This is a genomic window from Rhodobacteraceae bacterium M385 (genome assembly GCA_025141835.1).
Classification (GTDB): domain Bacteria; phylum Pseudomonadota; class Alphaproteobacteria; order Rhodobacterales; family Rhodobacteraceae; genus Gymnodinialimonas.
The window spans coordinates 1923410-1941773 of record CP081102.1 but is presented as its reverse complement, the minus strand read 5'-3'; the positions used below and the strand labels follow the sequence as shown (position 1 = coordinate 1941773).

At 61.4% G+C, this 18364-nt stretch carries 14 protein-coding genes; 5 read left to right on the top strand and 9 right to left on the bottom strand.

All coding sequences use genetic code 11. The annotated features are described in order from the left end of the window. The first annotated feature begins 27 nt into the window (after window positions 1–27). Window positions 28–2508 carry a penicillin acylase family protein gene (locus K3728_09475; protein UWQ93979.1) on the top strand — a complete coding sequence of 827 codons (2481 nt, stop codon included), beginning with the start codon at window positions 28–30 and terminating at the stop codon, window positions 2506–2508. Window positions 2509–2514: 6 nt separating this feature from the next. Here the strand turns inward: K3728_09475 and hflX are convergent, their stop codons facing one another. The 9 genes from hflX to dusB all read right to left on the bottom strand — a co-directional run bounded on the left by hflX (window position 2515) and on the right by dusB (window position 14630). After that, entirely contained in the window at window positions 2515–3765 is a 1251-nt protein-coding gene (gene hflX / locus K3728_09470; protein ID UWQ93978.1) for a GTPase HflX, read from the bottom strand. Window positions 3766–3818: 53 nt separating this feature from the next. After that, window positions 3819–4052 carry an RNA chaperone Hfq gene (hfq, locus tag K3728_09465; protein ID UWQ93977.1) on the bottom strand — a complete coding sequence of 78 codons (234 nt, stop codon included), beginning with the start codon at window positions 4050–4052 and terminating at the stop codon, window positions 3819–3821. A 115-nt stretch (window positions 4053–4167) separates the two neighbouring features. After that, window positions 4168–5685, bottom strand: coding sequence for a TrkH family potassium uptake protein (locus K3728_09460; protein UWQ93976.1), 1518 nt, complete (start codon window positions 5683–5685; stop codon window positions 4168–4170). A 12-nt stretch (window positions 5686–5697) separates the two neighbouring features. Continuing rightward, window positions 5698–7074 (bottom strand): Trk system potassium transporter TrkA, encoded by a 1377-nt coding sequence (gene trkA, locus K3728_09455; protein ID UWQ93975.1) that lies wholly within the window; start codon window positions 7072–7074, stop codon window positions 5698–5700. 284 nt (window positions 7075–7358) lie between these two features. Then, window positions 7359–8756, bottom strand: coding sequence for a sigma-54 dependent transcriptional regulator (locus K3728_09450; protein UWQ93974.1), 1398 nt, complete (start codon window positions 8754–8756; stop codon window positions 7359–7361). Between the two features lie 2 nt (window positions 8757–8758). Then, window positions 8759–10972, bottom strand: a complete 2214-nt coding sequence (locus K3728_09445; GenBank protein UWQ93973.1) for a PAS domain-containing sensor histidine kinase — start codon at window positions 10970–10972, stop codon at window positions 8759–8761. A gap of 135 nt (window positions 10973–11107) precedes the next feature. Continuing rightward, a complete protein-coding gene (locus K3728_09440) occupies window positions 11108–12487 on the bottom strand; it encodes a sigma-54 dependent transcriptional regulator (protein ID UWQ93972.1) in 1380 nt (459 codons plus the stop codon). A gap of 80 nt (window positions 12488–12567) precedes the next feature. Next, window positions 12568–13635, bottom strand: coding sequence for a PAS domain-containing sensor histidine kinase (locus K3728_09435; protein ID UWQ93971.1), 1068 nt, complete (start codon window positions 13633–13635; stop codon window positions 12568–12570). Next, window positions 13632–14630 (bottom strand): tRNA dihydrouridine synthase DusB, encoded by a 999-nt coding sequence (gene dusB, locus K3728_09430; GenBank protein UWQ93970.1) that lies wholly within the window; start codon window positions 14628–14630, stop codon window positions 13632–13634. Before dusB ends, K3728_09435 begins: the two co-directional genes overlap by 4 nt. 168 nt (window positions 14631–14798) lie before the next feature. Here dusB and K3728_09425 point away from each other — a divergent pair, with 168 nt between their 5' ends. The 4 genes from K3728_09425 to K3728_09410 all read left to right on the top strand — a co-directional run bounded on the left by K3728_09425 (window position 14799) and on the right by K3728_09410 (window position 18246). Then, complete coding sequence (locus K3728_09425; protein UWQ93969.1) at window positions 14799–15965, top strand: bifunctional 2-C-methyl-D-erythritol 4-phosphate cytidylyltransferase/2-C-methyl-D-erythritol 2,4-cyclodiphosphate synthase; 1167 nt, start codon at window positions 14799–14801, stop codon at window positions 15963–15965. Further along, window positions 15962–16447, top strand: a complete 486-nt coding sequence (locus K3728_09420) for a phosphatidylglycerophosphatase A (GenBank protein UWQ93968.1) — start codon at window positions 15962–15964, stop codon at window positions 16445–16447. Before K3728_09425 ends, K3728_09420 begins: the two co-directional genes overlap by 4 nt. Beyond that, window positions 16444–16926, top strand: coding sequence for a CinA family protein (locus tag K3728_09415; protein UWQ93967.1), 483 nt, complete (start codon window positions 16444–16446; stop codon window positions 16924–16926). Before K3728_09420 ends, K3728_09415 begins: the two co-directional genes overlap by 4 nt. A 135-nt stretch (window positions 16927–17061) precedes the next feature. Continuing rightward, the gene (locus tag K3728_09410) at window positions 17062–18246 is read left to right on the top strand and encodes an ammonium transporter (GenBank protein ID UWQ93966.1); all 1185 of its coding nucleotides are present in this window, start codon (window positions 17062–17064) and stop codon (window positions 18244–18246) included. Window positions 18247–18364: the final 118 nt, after the last annotated feature.

Sequence of the window (18364 nt, the reverse complement as noted above, 5' to 3'; positions counted from 1 at the left end):
TCTCTGAGGTGAAAGGCCACGCAACCGATGATGACTATCCTGCGATGGCTGACCCGTCTTGTCGGCGCTGGACTTGTGATCGTCGTGCTTGTCGGCGCGTTGTTTTACTGGATAGCCGGACGCTCGATCCCCGAATATGAAGCCGATTGGACGGTGCCCGGCCTGCAAGGCCAGGTGGAAATCGTGCGCAACACCGCCGCCGTGCCCCATGTCTTCGCGCTGACAGATCACGATGCCTACTATGGGCTCGGATTTAGCCACGCCCAAGATCGTCTGTGGCAAATGCTGCTGATGCGCCGACAGGGCCAGGGGCGTCTTTCCGAGATCTTCGGGCGGCGCACGCTGGAGATTGACGACCTGATGCGTAGGCTTGATCTCGATGGCCACGCGAGCCGGTCCCTGAATGCCTTGTCCGATGAAACCATGGGGATTTTGCAGGCCTATGCCGACGGCGTGAACGCATGGCTGCGCCTGATCGGCACGGAAGCCTTGGGGCGCGGCGCACCGGAGTTGTTCCTGTTCGAGCCTGAAATTGCCCCGTGGCGGCCCACGGATTCCGTCCTGATCTCGTCGCTGATGGCGCTGGAAATGGCGACGCACCACGAGAATGAAATCCTGCGGGCGCGCGCCTCGCTTGCGCTGCCCGATCCGGCGCGGATCACCGACCTGATGCCCGATGCGCCGGGGGCTGGCGCGGCGGAGTTAGGCGATTTCGCCAGCCTGATGCAGCTGCCGCGCCGGATGTTTGCCGAAGCCACGGGCGCAAACGCGCCGCGCGATCCGCTGCACCCCAACGCCCTAGGGCTGAATCGGGGCGGCGCGTCCAATGTGTGGGCCGCGACCCCTGCCCGCTCGGCTGCGGGCGGTGCCCTGATGGCCTCGGACCCGCATATGAACCTGACCGCGCCCTCCACCTTCTATCTTGCGCGGCTAGAGCTGGCCACGGGCGGCGTGATCGGGGCCACCATCCCCGGTATGCCCACCATCATCAACGGCCGCACGGACCGCCTCAGCTGGGGGCTGACCGCCGCCTATCTGGACGACATCGACCTTTATATCGAACAGATTAACCCTGAGAATTCTCAGCAATACCGCACGCCCGACGGTTGGGCCGACTTCGAGACCCGGCGCGAGATTATCGAGATCGCCGATGAAGCCCCCGTCACCATCACCCTACGCAACACGGTCAACGGCCCCGTCATCCCCGGCGCCCATTGGAACGCGGGCAGCGTGACCCCCGCGGGCCACGTCATGGCGATGCGCTGGACCGCGCTGACCGACGAAAACACAACAATCCAAGCCGGGCTGCGCCTGATGCGGGCCCGCACCATTGAAGAGGCGCTGGAGACCGGGGTGGATTACGTCGCGCCCTCGGCCAACCTGATGCTGGCCTCGGAAGATGGGCGCATTGCAATGCAGGTGATCGGCCATATGCCTTGGCGCTTGATCGAGCATGAAACCCAAGCCCGGATGCCATCGCGCGGCTGGGTGGAAGGCAACCTGTGGCAAGGCACAACGCAATATTTCGCCAACCCCACCTTTCTGGACCCCGAAAGCGGCGTTCTGGGCAATACCAACAACAAGATGGTGGAGCGTGATTTCCCCCTTCATGTCAGCTACTTCTGGGGCGACACGCAGCGCATTCAGCGCCTTGGCCTGCTGATGGAAGCGAGAGAGGTTCATACCCGCGACAGTTTCATCGGGGCGCAGCTTGATACCGTGTCCCCCGCCGCGCGCAACCTGCTGCCACTGGTCGCCCGCGATCTCTGGTTCACGGGCCAGCCCGCCGCCATCGGCACCACAGAACGCACGCGCCAACGGGCGCTGGAGCTGCTGGCCGATTGGAACGGCGAGATGAACGAACATCTGCCCGAGCCGCTGATTTTCGCCGCTTGGATGCGGGCGTTGCAGCACCGCCTGATCCGCGACGATATTGGCCCACTGGCGGAAGAGTTCTGGCATGTGGAGCCAGTGTTTCTGGAGCGTGTCTTCCGCAACGTCGACGGCGCATCAAGCTGGTGCGATGTGCGCCCGTCCAACGCCATAGAGACCTGCACCGACATGGCGGAACTGGCGCTGGACGAGGCGTTGCAGGAGCTATCGGAAAGCTACGGCAGCGACATTGAAAGCTGGCGTTGGGGCGCGGCCCATGAGGCGGTGCATGTGCATCCGGTTCTGGGCCAATCGCGGCTGTTTTCGTGGATCGTGAACATCCGCCAAGCAACATCGGGCGGCGATTTCACCCTGAACCGGGCCGCCACCCCCGGCAACGGGCCGGAGCCCTACATCAACATCCATGGCGCGGGCTATCGCGGGGTTTACGACTTCGCCGACCCCGACAGTTCGGTGTTCATCATCTCTACCGGGCAATCGGGCCACCCCTTCAGCCGTCACTACGACGATATGGGCGAGCTTTGGCGGCGCGGGGAATATGTGCCGATGACGCTCGACCCAGAGCTGGCACGCGCTGCCAACCTCGGCATCACGGTGCTGTCGCCGCCCCAGTAAGGCGCCCTACAAAGAGCGAAACGCCTTTTGCTGCCGCGCGGTCCAGAGAACGGTCAATTCAGTGCCGTCCTGGCCCGGCAGTTCGCTTTCCACCACGCCCTGTTCAAAGAGCCAAGCGCGCTTGCGTCCGTCGCTGTGGGGGAGCGTCACCACATCTTCAAAACGCGGCGGCGACAGGGTTTCCGACACAGCCGACAACATTTCGGCCATGCCCGTACCCGTAAGGGCAGAAGTGGCAAAGATTGCCTCGTTCCGGTCAGCCTCGGTCTGCCGGGCCTCTTGCGCCTCTGCATCCAGAAGGTCGAGCTTGTTCCACACCTCTAGTTGCGCGGATTGGTCCGATACGCCCAGATCGGCCAGAATGGTATGCACGTCCTTGGCCTGTTCAGCCGATTGCGGGTGGCTGATGTCGCGCACATGAACAATCAGATCAGCGTCCAGAACTTCTTCCAAGGTGGCGCGGAAGGCGGCCACAAGCTGCGTTGGCAGATCACTGATGAAGCCCACCGTATCGGACAGGATCACATCGGTGCCATCGGGCAGTGTTACGGCCCGCATGGTAGGGTCGAGCGTGGCGAACAGCATGTCTTTCGCCATCACGTCAGCGCCCGTCAAGCGGTTGAAAAGCGTAGACTTCCCGGCGTTGGTATAGCCTACGAGGGCGACAATCGGATAGGGAACCTTGGCCCGCGCAGATCGGTGCAGGGCGCGGGTTTTCACCACCTTGGCCAATTGCCGCTTGATACGGGTCACGGCCTCATCAATGGCGCGGCGGTCGGCCTCGATCTGAGTCTCGCCGGGGCCGCCCACAAAGCCAAGCCCGCCCCGCTGGCGTTCCAGGTGGGTCCAGGCCCGCACCAGCCGCGTGCGTTGGTAGGACAAAGCCGCCAGTTCAACCTGCAACACGCCCTCACGGGTGGCGGCACGGTCGGCAAAAATCTCCAGGATCAGCCCGGTGCGGTCCAGAACCTTGCAGCCCCATTCCTTTTCCAGATTGCGCTGCTGCACTGGCGTCACAGGACCGTCGATCAGCACAAGGCCGATATCCAGCGCCTCCACCAGATCGTGCAATTCCTTGATCTTGCCAGTGCCAAACAACAGGCCGGGCTGCGCACGCGGAAGACGCACGACTTGGGCGTCGACGACCTCTAGATCCGGCAGCGCGGCGGCAAGGGCCACGGCTTCATCCAGCGCAAATTCAGGCGCACGGCGGGCACGGTCGGATTTAATATCAGGGTGTAGGACAAGCGCCCGCATTGGGCCTTTTTCAAGGTCCCCGTCCCCGAGCTCAGTGGCGCGGCTATCGGCGCTCACTCTTCCCCGTCATAAAGGCTAATGGGTTGCGCAGGCATTACGGTAGAAATCGCATGCTTGTAGACAAGTTGCGACTGACCATCGCGGCGCAGGAGCACACAAAAGTTATCAAACCAAGTGATGACACCTTGCAGTTTCACGCCGTTGATTAAGAAAATCGTCACCGGAACCTTTGTCTTGCGGACGTGATTCAGGAACGCATCCTGCAAGTTTTGTTTATTTTCGGCCATTTTTTATACGCCCTGTTGGTGTTTTTGGCCCGAGGTTTTCCTCGGTTACGTTTCGTGCTTGCCCACTATGTCTGCGATTCCATAGGATTTCCACCCCCCGCTGGTTGACACCCAATCAATCGCGCCAGAACGCGGGGTTTAGTAGCGCAATCATCACAAGGGTTTCGATCCGGCCCACGATCATCGCGCCTGCGCAGATCAACTTCGCGATATCGGACAAAACGAAGTAGTCAATCGGCTTGGCCCCGGCCACCGAGGCCAGCGGCCCGGTCGTTGTCAGACTGGAAATCGCAAGGATGGTAGAGGCCTCAAAATCAAGGCCCGTGGACGACAGCCCCACCATGACCACCGCAATACTCAGCACCAGCAACATGAATACGACCCATGCGATATAGGCCCCCTCGCGGCGAATGCGCCGCCCCAAGCGGCCCGCCCCGGCGACCGAGTTGGGGTAGATCAATTTCCCCATCTCGCGCACCCCATGTTTATAGAGCGCATAGACCCGCAGCAGTTTCACCCCACCCGCCGTTGTCGCCACGCCGCCGCCCATCAACACCAACCCGACAAGCAACAGCCCCGGCGTTTGCAGCCCCGACCACGCCCGTGCGTCGCCCCAAGCCTCGCTGACAAAACCCGTTGTGGTGAGGAACGATATAACGGTGAACACAGCCCCCCACAGGGCCGAAACGGCGGCTTGGCCATCTGCCAGCTCTTGCACCTCGAAGGCGCCAAACCAGTGGCGGACGAACAGAAGCGTCGGCAACACGATGCCAGCAAAGAGGGCCAAGCGGATTTCGCGGTCTTTGGTCAAGCGTTCGCGCAATTCCCGGCCCGCGCCGCTGGAATAGGTGCGCCGCGACAGGGCGAAGAGGAAGAACACGAAAATCAGTACCTCGCCAAACATCCCCACGGGCCGCTCTGCCAGCCCGCTTACGGGGCTGATCCCCGATGTGGCCAGCGTGGACATGGCGTGGATGGCCGCCACCAATGGGTCCTCTCCGCCAGCGGTCAGGCCCACGGCCAGCACGACCGTCAGACCCGCATAAATCGGCGTCAGGCGCACGGCGTGTTTGCGCAACCTCTCGGACGCGCCGGCGGCCCGCATTTGGCCGCGGGCGTTCACGATCTTGCCCTGAACTGTCGCCTCCGATGTCACCTCGTAGCCGCCAAGGTTTAACGGCGCGAGAACTGCAAAGGCCGTGATCCAGATCAACAGGCCGCCAAACCACCCCACAAGGCCCCGCCAAAGGTGTACGGCAGGGGCAAGGCGTTCGGGGTCAAAGACCTCGGCCCCGGTGGTGGTCAGGGCCGAGACCATATCGAGGTAGACGTTGATGAAATAGGTGTTGCGCACCGCCTGATCCATCGGCAGCGCCAAGACCAGAGGTAGCCACAGATACGCCAGAAAAAGCGAGGCCAAATGGCTGCGCTCAGACGGCGGGCGACGCGGCGTTTGGCAAGCAAACCCCAGAAGGATCGCCACCATGCCCACCATCATTGCCGTATAGAAAAACACCCGCCCGGTCGCGAAATCCTGCATCCCCGTGGCCACGGCGGCCGGGATGAACATCGCCCCGGAGGCCACGAAGATCAGGATCGCGAAGAACGGCAGATTGCGGAAATAGGCGGTCATCGCGCGCGGCTGTCAGAAAAAGTCGATGGAGACTTGCAGCAGCGTTTCAACCGCTGGCACGTCCGAGGTCAGCGCGAAGATCACCACGGCGTCGCCCTCCTCGATCCGTGTGGCGCCGGTGGGGCGGAACACCTTTTTGCCGCGCTGCACCGCGCCCAGAAGCGCCCCTTCGGGGAAGTCGATATCGCGGATGGTCTTGCCCGCCATCGGCGAGGTGGACAGCACCTGAGCCTCGATCACCTCGGCCTCGGCATCACCGATGGAGTAGACGCCGCGCACCCGCCCGTGGCGGATATGGCGCAGGATGGAGCTGACGGTGGTCGAGCGCGGGTTCACATAAGCATCAATCCCAAGGGGCGACATCAGGGGCACCAAGGTCGGGTCATTCACAAGGCTGATCGCCACCTTCGCCCCGGCGGATTTGGCCCGCACAGAGGCTAGCATGTTGGTCTTGTCATCATCGGTCAGGGAAAGGACCACATCGGCCCGTTCCACCCCGGCTTCCCGCAACAGATCAATGTCGAGCCCGTCGCCGTGCAAGACGATTGTGCGCTCCAAGGCATCGGCGGCCCGCTCGGCGCGGGCGCGGTTCGCCTCGATCACCCGGGTGCGCATCCTTGTGGCGGATTTCTCCAACCGTGACGCAACGCTCAGGCCCACATTGCCGCCGCCGATAATCACGATGCGCTCCGGCAAGGCACGGGTTTTGCCGAAGATCTCGAGCGCACGGGCGACGTCATCAATGTGGCTGAACACGTAGATCTGGTCGCCTGCAAACATCTGATCGCCAGGCTCGGGAGCAAACAAAGTGCCCTCGCGCCGGATGCCCACGACGATGGCACGCAGGGTCGAGAACAATTCGGACAACTGTTTCAACGGGGTGCTGAGGACAGGGCAGTCTTCGTCCAGTTCGATCCCCATCAACTGCGTGCTGCCACCCAGGAAGCTTTCGGTATCGAAGGTGGAGGGCGACGCGATCCGGTTCAGCACCGCTTCGGCCACCTCCTTTTCCGGGGAGATCACCACATCAATAGGCAAGTGATCGCGCCGGTAGAGGTCGCTGTAGATCGTATCGAGATAGCTTTGCGCCCGCAGGCGGGCAATCTTGCGCGGCACGCCAAAGACCGAATGGGCCACTTGGCAGGTGACCATGTTGACCTCGTCCGAGAAGGTGGCCGCGATCACCATATCGGCGTCACGCGCGCCTGCGCGGTCCAACACATTGGGGTGGCTGGCAAAACCCGTCAGGCCCTGCACGTCCAATGTATCCGTCGCCCGCCGTACAAGATCGGCGTTGTTGTCGACCACGGTGACATCGTTGTTTTCCGAGGAGAGGTGCCGCGCGATTTGCCAGCCAACCTGACCCGCGCCACAAATAATGACCTTCATGTGGGGGCTTTCCCGTGACGATCCGAATGGCCGTCTTGTTCGCAGTTTGCGGAGGCCGCGTCAATGTCGGGCGTGGCGTGGGGAGGCAAGGGCGGGATTGAGTTGTATTTGCCAAGATGAAGGAGGGAGCGCGGCGCGAAATATTTGCGTCAGCGATGCTTGCGAGCGGGGGGCGGAAAAGTCGGGGCAATGGCTGGCCGAGGCTTGCACGCCTGATGGCCGCGCGGGGGAAACGCGGCGAGGACAACCTTGGGCTGGAGGAGCCGTTGGGAGGGGCGTGTGCCCTACCCTTCGCTGACCTGCGCCACCCGTGTGCCCGCCTTCGAGGTTGTCACCACGCCAAGCGATTTGAGTTTCCGGTGCAGCGCAGAGCGTTCCATGCCCACAAAGCTGGCGGTGCGGGAGATATTGCCGCCGAACCGGTTGATTTGAGCCATCAGGTATTGCCGTTCAAACAGTTCTCGCGCCTCGCGCAGCGGGAGCGTCGTCAGCGAGGCCGATAGGGCCAGATCATCCTCGGAGGTGGGCGCTTCTTCCTGCCCCGGCAGATCCCGCGCCTCGATCGGGCCCGAGCCATCGCCAAGGATCATCACCCGCTCGATCACATTCTTGAGCTGGCGTACATTGCCCGGCCAGGCCATCGTTTGCAGCATCGCGCTGGCGTCTTCGCCCAACTCGCGGGCCGCCATGCCTTGTTCCTTGTTGAACAGGTCAATGAAGTAGCGCGCCAGTTCCGGCACGTCCTCGCGCCGATCTTCCAAAGACGGCACCTCAACCGGGACCACGTTGAGGCGGTGGTACAATTCTTCACGGAACCGCCCTTCGGCGATTTCCACGTTCAGATCCTTGGTCGTGGAGGAGATCACCCGCAGATCCACCCGCACTTTCGCGGTGCCGCCCACACGGGTAAAGCTTTGGTCCACCAACACCCGCAGGATTTTTCCTTGCGTCGCCAAGGGCATATCAGCGACCTCATCAAAGTAGATCACCCCGCCGTGGGCCTGTTCCAAAAGGCCTTGTTCCACGCCGCGTTGTTGGCTTTCGCGGCCAAATAGCACTTCTTCCATATGATCGGGCTGGATCGAGGCGCTGGAGACCGTCACGAAGGGCGCATCGGCGCGGTTGCTTTCGGCGTGGATGTAGCGCGCGGCCACTTCCTTGCCGGTTCCGGCGCCGCCCGTCAGCATCACGCGGCCGTTGGATTTGGTCACTTTATCCAGTTGGCTCTTCATCGTGCGGAAGGCGGAGGAACTGCCGATCATCTCGGCCGAGCGTGTGTCCTGGCGACGCAGTGACACATTTTCACGGCGCAGGCGGCTGGTTTCCATCGCCCGTTTAATAACGACCATTAACTGATCAATATTAAAGGGTTTTTCAATGAAGTCATAGGCGCCTTGCTTGATCGCCGCGACGGCAATTTCCACATTCCCGTGGCCCGAGATGATCACCACCGGCACCTCGGGGTTATCGCGCTTCACATGGCCTAGGATGTCGATCCCGTCCATGTTACTATCCTTGAGCCAGATATCGAGGATCATCAGCCCCGGCTCGGCCTTGTTCAACTCGGCCATGGCTTCGTCCGAATTACCCGCCATGCGGGTGCTGAAACCCTCATCCTGCAAAATATCGCAGATCAATTCCCGGATATCGCGTTCGTCATCGACGACAAGAATATCACTCATACTCAATCTCCACTGTTGTCGGGAATGCGTGGCAGAATAATACGCGCTGTGGCCCCGCGATGAGCGCCGTCGGTAAACGGCTCCGCATCGCGCAGCTCTAGCGTTCCGCCATGCTCCTCAATAATTTTCTTAACGATTGGCAGGCCAAGACCCGTGCCGCTATCGCGTGTTGTGACGTAAGGTTCGAACAGTTTCGCGCGGTCCGGCGGCAGGCCGATCCCGTTGTCGGAAATGTCGATGCAGATCGTATCCGGGGTCAGTGACACATCCACGTTAAGCTGTGGTTCGTGACCTTCAGGCGCACCCTTTTCATGAAGGCTTTCAATGGCTTCCCCGCCGTTCTTCAACAGATTGGTGAGCGCTTGACCGATCATGGTTGAATCGACCTCTGCCATGACTTCCCGATCAGGAATATCGGTCTTGAACCGCGTGCCCGGCTGTCCCGCCCGTTGCAACAAAATCGAATTGTTCAACAGTTGAACTATATCTTCTGTGCGTGTTTCAGGCTCGGGCATGCGGGCGAACTTGGAGAATTCATCAACGATCCGGCGCAGGTCGTTGGTTTGACGCACAATCACACCGGTCATCTGCTCAAGCGATGCTTGATCTTCGCCCTCCAACAGCTTGGAGAACTTACGCTTAATGCGTTCGGCCGAAAGTTGAATCGGGGTCAGTGGGTTCTTGATTTCATGGGCGATCCGCCGCGCCACGTCACCCCAGGCGGCCATGCGTTGGGCGCTGACCAATTGGGTCACGTCATCGAAGGCCACAACGTAACCTTCCAACTCTCCGGCGTCGTTGCGGCGGGTGGCCATGCGCACCAGCAGGCTTTCCTGCTTACCGCCACGGGTCAGCTTGATTTCTTCTTGCACTGTTTCCGCCGCAGTACCCGTCAACTTATTGAACAGCACGGCAAATTCAGGGATCGCCGCCTCTAGCGTTAGGCCACTATCGCGTTGTTCAACCAAGGCCAACAAGCGCCGGGCCGAGCGGTTCATGAAGTCCACGCGCCCGCCTTCTTCCAGCCCCACTACGCCCGCAGTAACCGAGGACAAAACGCTATCGAACAACCGCCGGGATTCCTCGGTCGCGGCGTTTTGCTCGACCAGCGTTTCGCGCTGGCCCTTCAACTGCCGGGTCATCTGATTGAACAAGCGCCCCAGCATGGCGATTTCGTCGTCCGATGTCGCCTCGGGCACGCGCACATCAAGGTCACCTTGACCCACCCGTTGCGCGGCCCCCGCAAGCTGCCCCACGGGGCGCGACAAACGCTCCCCAAACGACAGGCCCGCCCAAATCGCCGCGAGGATCATCAGCGTCGCAAACCCTAGGTACAACAGCGCGAAGTCAAAAAGCAGCCGCCCCCGGTCTTCTTCAACCTGACGATATAAAAGCACCGTCTGTTCTGTCTCATCGAGCAGAGCAATAATCTGACCATCAACCTCTCGGGAGATATAGAGGTAGCGGTCGGGGAAGGCCGCCAAGCGGTAGAGGGCGCGGAATTCGTTTTGGGCGCGGTCCTCGGACAACACCACTTCACCGCCGGAGGCTAGCGCGAGGTCTTCGGCGCTCGGGGCGTCGTAGTCAAAAAGGTAGGACCGTGCGCCGCGCGCCCGAATTTCTCCGGCGCTGTCAATCACAAAAGCCTCGCGAAGGCCGCGCTGAATTTGGCTTTGCCCGGTGTTTAGAACCTGCCGCAGGTCGCCATCGGAGAGGAAGGGTGTCGCACGGCGATTGATGTTCAGATAGGCCCCCAATGCGCGGGCATCCTGTTCCAGATCATCGCGGTGTTCTTGTTGGTAAGCCACTGCCGCGTCTACGGAATTTCCAAGCGCGGTCGAAACGCGGTCCGAGAACCAGCCCTCTAGGCCCATGTTCACACTAAGAACGGCAAGGACGGCCACAACCACCGTCGGCACCAAGGCCACGACACCGAAAATCGCCGTCAGCCGCAGGTGAAGACGCGACCCCGCCGATTGCGCCCGGCGCGAGGCGATGATCTGCGCCACCTCGCGCAGAACCAGCGTAATGATGACCAGAATATAGACAAAATCGGCCAGCAGAACGAGCGTGCGCACCGTGCTGTCCGGGGTTTGATTGAGCGGGCTGAAGGCAAAAAACGTCGCCAGCGCGAGGACCGGCGCCAGAACGACAAGGCCCACGGCGCCAATGCTCCGCAAACGCTTGTTGCGGCGCAACAAACTTAGACGGTCCATCAAACTCTGCTGATCGCCCAAACTTCGGGCGGGCTCATCCACCACTCGAATCCCCCACAATCACGCATTTGAACGGCCTGACAGGACCGTTGCGCACCGAAAGCCTGTTTCCGATGCGCCACGCGTGTTGCGATATTACACCAGTTTGCGGCGGCGTGTCACGCGAATATCGAGATCGGTGATCTTTTTGCGCAAGGTATTGCGGTTGATGCCCAGAAGATCGGCACATTTAGCCTGATTTCCCGCAGTCGCATCCAACGCGATTTCGATCAAAGGGGCCTCTACCTCCCTTAAAATACGGGCGTACAGCCCCGGAGCAGGCAGCACCCCCCCGTGCAAATCGAAGTAACGACGCAGGTGTTTAGCGACCGACGCGCTCAGTTTATCGCCCTCGCTGGCGCCCGAAATCAGCGGCTCGATCGCCGGTTGAGAGCCCAAGACGGCCTCCACCTCGGCGCGGGTAATTTCCTCGACCTGGGCCGTCACAGTCAGGCGGCGGATCGTATTCTCTAGCTGGCGCACGTTGCCGGGCCAGGTGTATGCGCGCACAAGCTCCAGCGCCTCGGTCGAGAAACGCCGGGTTGCGGCGCCGTCGCGCTCGGCACGGGCCAGAAAATGGGTGGCCAGAAGGGGGATGTCATCGACCCGTTCGCGCAAGGCCGGCACGTTAACGCTGACGCCGCCCAAGCGGTAGAACAGATCTTGGCGAAAGCTGCCCTCTTCCATCCGGTCGGCAAGGTCTTTTTGCGACGTTGCCATGATGCGTGGGTTGGCTTGTGGCATGGCATCCAACATCCGCACGATCTTGGCCTGCGCATCGTCGTCCAGATCGCCCACCTCATCAAACAAGATGGAGCCGCCCTTGGCGCGGTTCAGGATGGTCGAGGGGCCGTCCGCTCCCTCTAGATCAGCGGCGGAGGCCACGACAAACGGCAAGGTACGCCTGTCCGAGAAGTCGTGAATAGCCCGTGCTATCAGGGACTTGCCGGTGCCGCTTTCGCCGGTGACAAGCACCGTCAGATCGCTGTTCATCACCCGCGCGACCAGCCGGTAGAGCGCCTGCATTGCCGGGGTCCGGCCGACCAGTGGCAGGTCTTCCCCCATCGCCGGAAGCGCCGTTTCCGTCGTCCGTGGTGTGGGGTTTGCGTGGCGCTTGACCTCCAGCGCACGGGCGGCGCGCTTCATGAGGTCAGGCAGGTCGAACGGTTTGGGCAGGTAGTCATAGGCGTCTTTTTCGGTCGCCTGGATCGCCGTCATAATCGTATTCTGAGCCGAGATGATGATGACCGGCAGACCGGGGCGACGCTCGGTTATCTGCGGCAGGGTATCAAGGCCATTCCCATCGGGCATGACCACGTCCGAGATCACCAGATCACCCTTCCCCTCATCCACCCACCGCATCAACGTCACGAGGCTAGAGGTCGCGTGAACCTTGCACCCTGCCCGCGTCAGAGCCTGGGTCAAAACGGTGCGGATTGTGCGGTCGTCGTCAGCAACTAGAACGGTTCCGTCCATGGGTCAGGTGCCTTTTAGGTTGTTATTTTTCAGATGGGTACGGGGCATTCCCCGCAGAGGGCTAGGGGTGGTGTTCTGCATCACACGCTCCCTTTAGGAACGATGGGTAGTGACACGCGGAACGCCGTGCGTCCGGGTCTACTTTCCACGGCGATCCAGCCGTCGTGGTCGGCCACGATTTTTGAAATCAGCGCCAGCCCCAGACCGGTGCCGTTTTCACGGCCCGATACGAACGGCTCAAACACGTCTTGTTGCAGCTCTCCCGGAATACCGGGGCCGTCATCGATAACCTCAATCTGCAATGGCGCGGCGGTGCCCTGCCCATCGGCGCGGCGCACCTTGAGAGAGGCCTCGTAGAAAGTGCGCAAGCGGATCGTGCCGCCCGATTGACCGGCCTCGGCGGCATTTTTCATTAGGTTTACAATCACTTGCTGCAACTGATCCGGGTCCGCCCATGTCGGCGGCAGTGACGGATCGTAGTCTTCCACTAGGGTCATATGCGCTGCGAAACTGACCGAGGCCGACTTGCGCGCACGGTCCAACACATCGTGAATATTGACCGGGCGCCTTTCTGGCGGACGCACATTGCCGAAGTCTTCGACCTGTTCCAAAAGCTTCAACACACGGCGGGTCTCGGCAACGATTAAGTCCGTTAACTCTCGGTCCTCGGCATTGGCGTTCATCGAGATCAATTGCGCCGCCCCGGTGATCCCCGCCAGCGGGTTCTTGATTTCATGGGCCAGCATCTCGGCCATGCCGATGGCAGATTTCGCCGCGGTTTTAGAGGACATTGCCCGGTTCATCCGGCCCACAAGCTCTCGGTTTTCCAACAACACCAGAACGTGGTCAGGGCGGTCGGCCAGTGGCCCGATTTGAATGTTGCAAGACACCGGACGCCGACTGCTGGTGCCTACGTCGACACTATTCACAAACATCGGCGACTGCGCCACGCGGACCCGCGCCACACTGTCGCTAAGGTCAGGCTCCACATATATTTTTTCCCAAGCGGGCTTGCCGACAAGGGACTTGCAAGACGCGTTAAGGAATGTCTCGGCCACGGGGTTCACGTCGCAGATGCAATCGTCGGCATCAAGGATAAGCGCTGGCGTCGGCAGGGACGCCCAAAGCGCCGTGGTGATATCGGTCATGCAACTGCCCTTTCTGCGTCGCCCAACAAAGCGTCAGGCAACATCCGAAACACTTCATCGGTCACTTTTTCAGTTAAGATTTTCTTGCGCAGCGCCGGGGCCGTGGCGACCCTGTCCATATACCAGCCAAGGTGTTTGCGGGCCACGCGAGCGCCCAATTCGGCGCCATAGAACGACAGCATGTCCAGATAATGAGTGGCGACCATGCTCAAGAATTCCGCGCCCTCAGGCACCTTTGCTGGCTTGGCTCCGAACAAGGAAGCGCCGATCTGCGATAGCAGCCAAGGCTGTCCCTGAATGCCGCGCCCGATCATGACACCATCGGCCCCCGAAAGCTCCATCGCCTGCCGTGCGGCACTGGCGTTCACGATATCCCCGTTGGCAATGACCGGCACGTTAACCGCGTCTTTCACAGCGCGGATCGCCGCCCAATTGGCCCGCCCCTTGTAGAACTGGCACCTGGTCCGGCCATGGATCGTAATCATTTGGATGCCAGCGTTTTCCGCCCGCCGCGCCAATTCAGGAGCGTTCAGCAAATCGTCATCCCACCCCAAGCGCGTCTTCAGCGTGACGGGAACGTTAACGGCGTTAACCACTGCGTCGATCAGATGCAGCGCATGGTCCAGATCGCGCATCAGGGCCGAGCCCGAAAGCCCCCCCACAACCTTCTTCGCGGGGCAGCCCATGTTGATGTCGATGATCCGTGCGCCTTTGGATTCCGCGATACGCGCGGCCTCGGCCATCCAATAGGCATCGCGACCCGCCAATTGCACAGCGCTGGCTTGCTCCGTTAACCCTAATTCCGCCCGAGCCCGAACCGAGGTTTTGGCCTCAACCATCTCTTGGCTGGCGACCATCTCGCTCACCACAAGGCCCGCGCCAAAGCTGGACACGAGGCGGCGGAACGGCAAATCCGTGATTCCGGCCATCGGCGCGAGCAGGACCGGCGGAGATAGGGGGATGGAGCCAAGGGTGATCGACAAGGTATTTTCCATGTGTAACTGCTAATTTTGGTAGTCCCCGCCCGAGGCGATGACAAATGAGGCATCGGGTCATTTTGCATGCAAACGTGCATTTGCACAAATATTAGGCAATGCCGGTGAAAAAATGGGCAGATCATCAAGAGATTGTGCCAGAAAGGCTTTGGGCCTAGACCCTTAGGCATGAGCCATACGCCCACCACAACGCCCCCTCAACCCGCCACTGCCCTGCTCGTGGCCGCCGGACGCGGCACCCGCATGGGCGGAGAATTACCCAAACAATACAGAGAGTTATGCGGCGCCCCTGTGATTTCCCGCACGATCCGCGCCTTCGATACTCATCCAGAGGTTGCGGAGATCATCGTGGTGATCCACCCCGATGATGAAGCCCTCTTCGCGCGCTGCTGCCCAAACACGCAAACACCCCTGCACCGGGTGTTCGGCGGGGCCACCCGTGAAGCCTCGGTCCGGGCGGGGCTGGAGGCGATTCAACACGGCGAGATTGTTCTGATCCATGATGCCGCCCGCCCCTTGGTGAGCCGCGCGGTGATCGACGGGGTGTTGAAGGCGCTCGGCTCACACCCCGGAGCCGCCCCTGCCCTTGCGGTGACCGACGCGCTTTGGCACGGCGCGCAAACTGTTAACGCCATTAAGGATCGTGCAAACCTGTGGCGGGCGCAGACCCCGCAAGGGTTCCACCTGAGAGCAATTCGCGCCGCGCACGCCGCGCAGACCACCCCCGCCGCCGATGACGTCGCCGTGGCCCGTGCCTTTGGGCTTGATGTGGCGATCACGCCGGGCGACGAGGCAAACCTGAAACTCACCGCGCCCGGCGACTTTGAACGGGCCGCGAAACTATTGGAGAGCGCCATGGATATCCGTGTCGGCAATGGGTTTGACGTGCATCGGTTTGGGCCGGGTGATCAGGTGTGGCTTTGCGGCGTTTCCGTTCCGCACACGCGCGGATTGCAAGGCCACTCCGATGCGGACGTGGGCCTGCATACGGTGACCGACGCGATCTATGGCGCCTTGGCCGAAGGCGATATAGGCACCCATTTCCCGCCCACGGACCCACAATGGAAAGGCGCGGAGAGCCATATTTTCTTGACCCACGCCGTAGATCTAGCCGCCGCTCGGGGCTTCAACATCTCAAACGCCGATCTTACATTGATGTGTGAGAGGCCAAAAATCGGCCCCGTCGCAGGCGCGATGCGCGCGCGGTTGGCAGAGCTATTGCGCATCGACGTGGGCCGCGTCTCGGTCAAGGCGACAACGACGGAAAGGCTCGGGTTTACGGGCCGGGAAGAAGGGATTGCGGCGATGGCGACAGTAACCTTGGTGGCCCCATGATGCGGGCGATCACAACCGTGGGCGGCGTCGGCCTGTTGCGGCCCGCGCCGGGCACTTGGGGCAGCCTTGCGGGGCTGATTGCCGGGGTGTTGCTACACATGATTGGCGGCTTCTGGCTGCTTTTCGTGGCCAGTTTCGTGGTGACCGGACTGGGTTGGTGGGCGGTGCTGCAAGAGGTGGGAGATAGCGCCGATGACCCGTCAGAAATCGTGATAGATGAGGTCGCAGGCCAATGGGTCGCGCTGTGGCCGGTGTCGTTTGGCGCATGGATGATGGGGGCCGACATCCTGGCGCTCTACCCTGGATTGATCGCCGCATTCCTGGCGTTTCGCGCCTTTGACATCTTGAAACCCGGCCCCGTGGGGTGGGCAGATCGCCAGCATGGGGCCTTCGGGATCATGGCTGATGACGTGATCGCAGGCTGGTTGGCGTCGATGGTGGTGGCGCTGCTTGCCGTCTTCGCGCATCTGGTGCTGATGTGAGTGTTAACGCCGTTAACGCTTTGCGTGCTTGCGGCTGGATGTTGGCCACTGCGGAAAGCTGCACCGGCGGGCTGATCGCCGGGGCTGTCACAGATATCGCGGGATCATCCGCCTTGTTTGACCGCGGATTTGTTACCTACTCCAACGCCGCCAAAGTTCAGATGTTGGGTGTTTCCATGGCCTTGATCGAGGCCCACGGCGCTGTGAGCGAAGCGGTGGCAGAGGCCATGGCCCAAGGGGCGCTCGCCCGATCCGAGGCGCACATCGCTGTCTCTGTCACCGGCATCGCCGGACCCGGAGGGTCCGAGCACAAGCCCGAAGGGCGCGTGTGTTTCGGGGTCGCGACAGCGACCAAGGTGCATGTGGAAACGGTCGAATTTGGCGCTTTGGGGCGCGCAGAGGTCCGCTCCCGGACCGTTGCGCACGCGCTATCACTGGTGGAGCAAGCCGCGCACAACGCGCCCAATGAACAGGCATAGCCCGCCGATTTACGCCCAATTGTTAAGCACTTCACAAAACGCCCGCAGATTCATCGCTGAATCCCTCCCTTGCCTCTTTTTCCCGCGCCGATAACCCGCTTTCTCGCTTCAAACCGATGAGAGAGGGACATCGAAATGAACGGAGCGGACACCGCATGGATCATCGTCGCCACGGCGCTGGTTCTCTTTATGTCATTGCCGGGATTGGCACTTTTCTACGGCGGCCTCGTGCGCGCCCGCAACGTATTGAGCGTGTTCATGCACGTTTATTCAATCGCCTGCGTGATGAGCGTGCTTTGGCTGGCCGTTGGCTACTCCATCGCCTTTGGCCCCGGTGAAAGCGGCTTCTGGGGCGGGCTGGATCGCGCATTCCTTAACGGCGTTAACCCAGACACATTGTTCGGCACCCTGCCCGAAGTGTTATTCTTCGCCTTCCAAATGACCTTCGCCATCATCACCCCCGCCCTGATCGTTGGCGCCTATGTGGAACGGATCGGGTTTGGCTTCGTGCTGCTTTTCTCGGGCCTCTGGATGCTGGCGGTCTACGCGCCCGTGGTCCACTGGATCTGGGGCGGCGGCATGTTGTCGGACGGGGGCATCCTTGGGGACATCGGCGTGCGCGATTTCGCGGGCGGCATCGTGGTACACGAGACGGCGGGCCTTGCCGCCTTGATCCTTGCCGTCATGTTGGGCGCTCGGAAGAACAAGACCACCCCGCCCCATAATCCCGGCATGGTCATGATCGGCGCGGGGATGCTGTGGGTTGGCTGGTTCGGCTTCAACGGCGGCTCTCAACTGGCGGCCGACGGCGGCGCGGCGATGGCAATCACCGTCACCCATATTTCGGCGGCAGCGGCGTCGCTGACATGGGGCCTGTGGGAAAAGATCAAGTACGGTAAAGCCTCGCTCGTGGGTATCGTGACCGGCACAATCGCGGGCCTTGCCTCGATCACACCAGCCTCGGGCTTTGTGGGCCCGGTTGCGGCGCTGATCATCGGCTCTGTCGCGGGTATCCTGTGCCAAGAAGCGGTTAACCTGATCCGCAACAAGGCCCGCATTGATGACACGCTGGATGTCTTCGCGGTTCACGGCGTGGGCGGCATCTTCGGCACCATCATGATCATCTTTTTCGGCAGCGATGTCAGCGCCTTGGCACAGTTTGGCGGCCTTGCGGTTGTGGGGATCTACACCTGCGTTTTGACCGTGGTGATCGCCAAACTGGTGGGCCTTGTGACCCCCCTGCGCGTCGATGCGGAAACCGAGGTGACGGGGCTCGACATCACGGTTCATGGGGAACGGGCCTACGACATCACGTCCTAAGGGTTAACCCCGTTAAGAATCCAATGCGCCCGGGCCGTGAAGGTTCGGGCGTTTTTCGTTTCAAATAGTGTGTAGGTATAGCGCGAAAGCCGTTCGAACCCGGGCCGAGCGGACCCGG

Excerpts from the sequence above, each read along its gene's own strand:
- K3728_09410 (UWQ93966.1), top strand. The coding sequence starts at position 17,062 with ATGAACGGAGCGGACACCGCATGGATCATCGTCGCCACGGCGCTGGTT.
- dusB (UWQ93970.1), bottom strand. The coding sequence starts at position 14,630 with ATGGAAAATACCTTGTCGATCACCCTTGGCTCCATCCCCCTATCTCCG.
- K3728_09475 (UWQ93979.1), top strand. The coding sequence starts at position 28 with ATGATGACTATCCTGCGATGGCTGACCCGTCTTGTCGGCGCTGGACTT.
- K3728_09445 (UWQ93973.1), bottom strand. The coding sequence starts at position 10,972 with ATGGACCGTCTAAGTTTGTTGCGCCGCAACAAGCGTTTGCGGAGCATT.
- K3728_09460 (UWQ93976.1), bottom strand. The coding sequence starts at position 5,685 with ATGACCGCCTATTTCCGCAATCTGCCGTTCTTCGCGATCCTGATCTTC.
- K3728_09425 (UWQ93969.1), top strand. The coding sequence starts at position 14,799 with ATGAGCCATACGCCCACCACAACGCCCCCTCAACCCGCCACTGCCCTG.
- K3728_09450 (UWQ93974.1), bottom strand. The coding sequence starts at position 8,756 with ATGAGTGATATTCTTGTCGTCGATGACGAACGCGATATCCGGGAATTG.
- hfq (UWQ93977.1), bottom strand. The coding sequence starts at position 4,052 with ATGGCCGAAAATAAACAAAACTTGCAGGATGCGTTCCTGAATCACGTC.
- hflX (UWQ93978.1), bottom strand. The coding sequence starts at position 3,765 with ATGCGGGCGCTTGTCCTACACCCTGATATTAAATCCGACCGTGCCCGC.
- K3728_09420 (UWQ93968.1), top strand. The coding sequence starts at position 15,962 with ATGATGCGGGCGATCACAACCGTGGGCGGCGTCGGCCTGTTGCGGCCC.
- trkA (UWQ93975.1), bottom strand. The coding sequence starts at position 7,074 with ATGAAGGTCATTATTTGTGGCGCGGGTCAGGTTGGCTGGCAAATCGCG.
- K3728_09435 (UWQ93971.1), bottom strand. The coding sequence starts at position 13,635 with ATGACCGATATCACCACGGCGCTTTGGGCGTCCCTGCCGACGCCAGCG.
- K3728_09440 (UWQ93972.1), bottom strand. The coding sequence starts at position 12,487 with ATGGACGGAACCGTTCTAGTTGCTGACGACGACCGCACAATCCGCACC.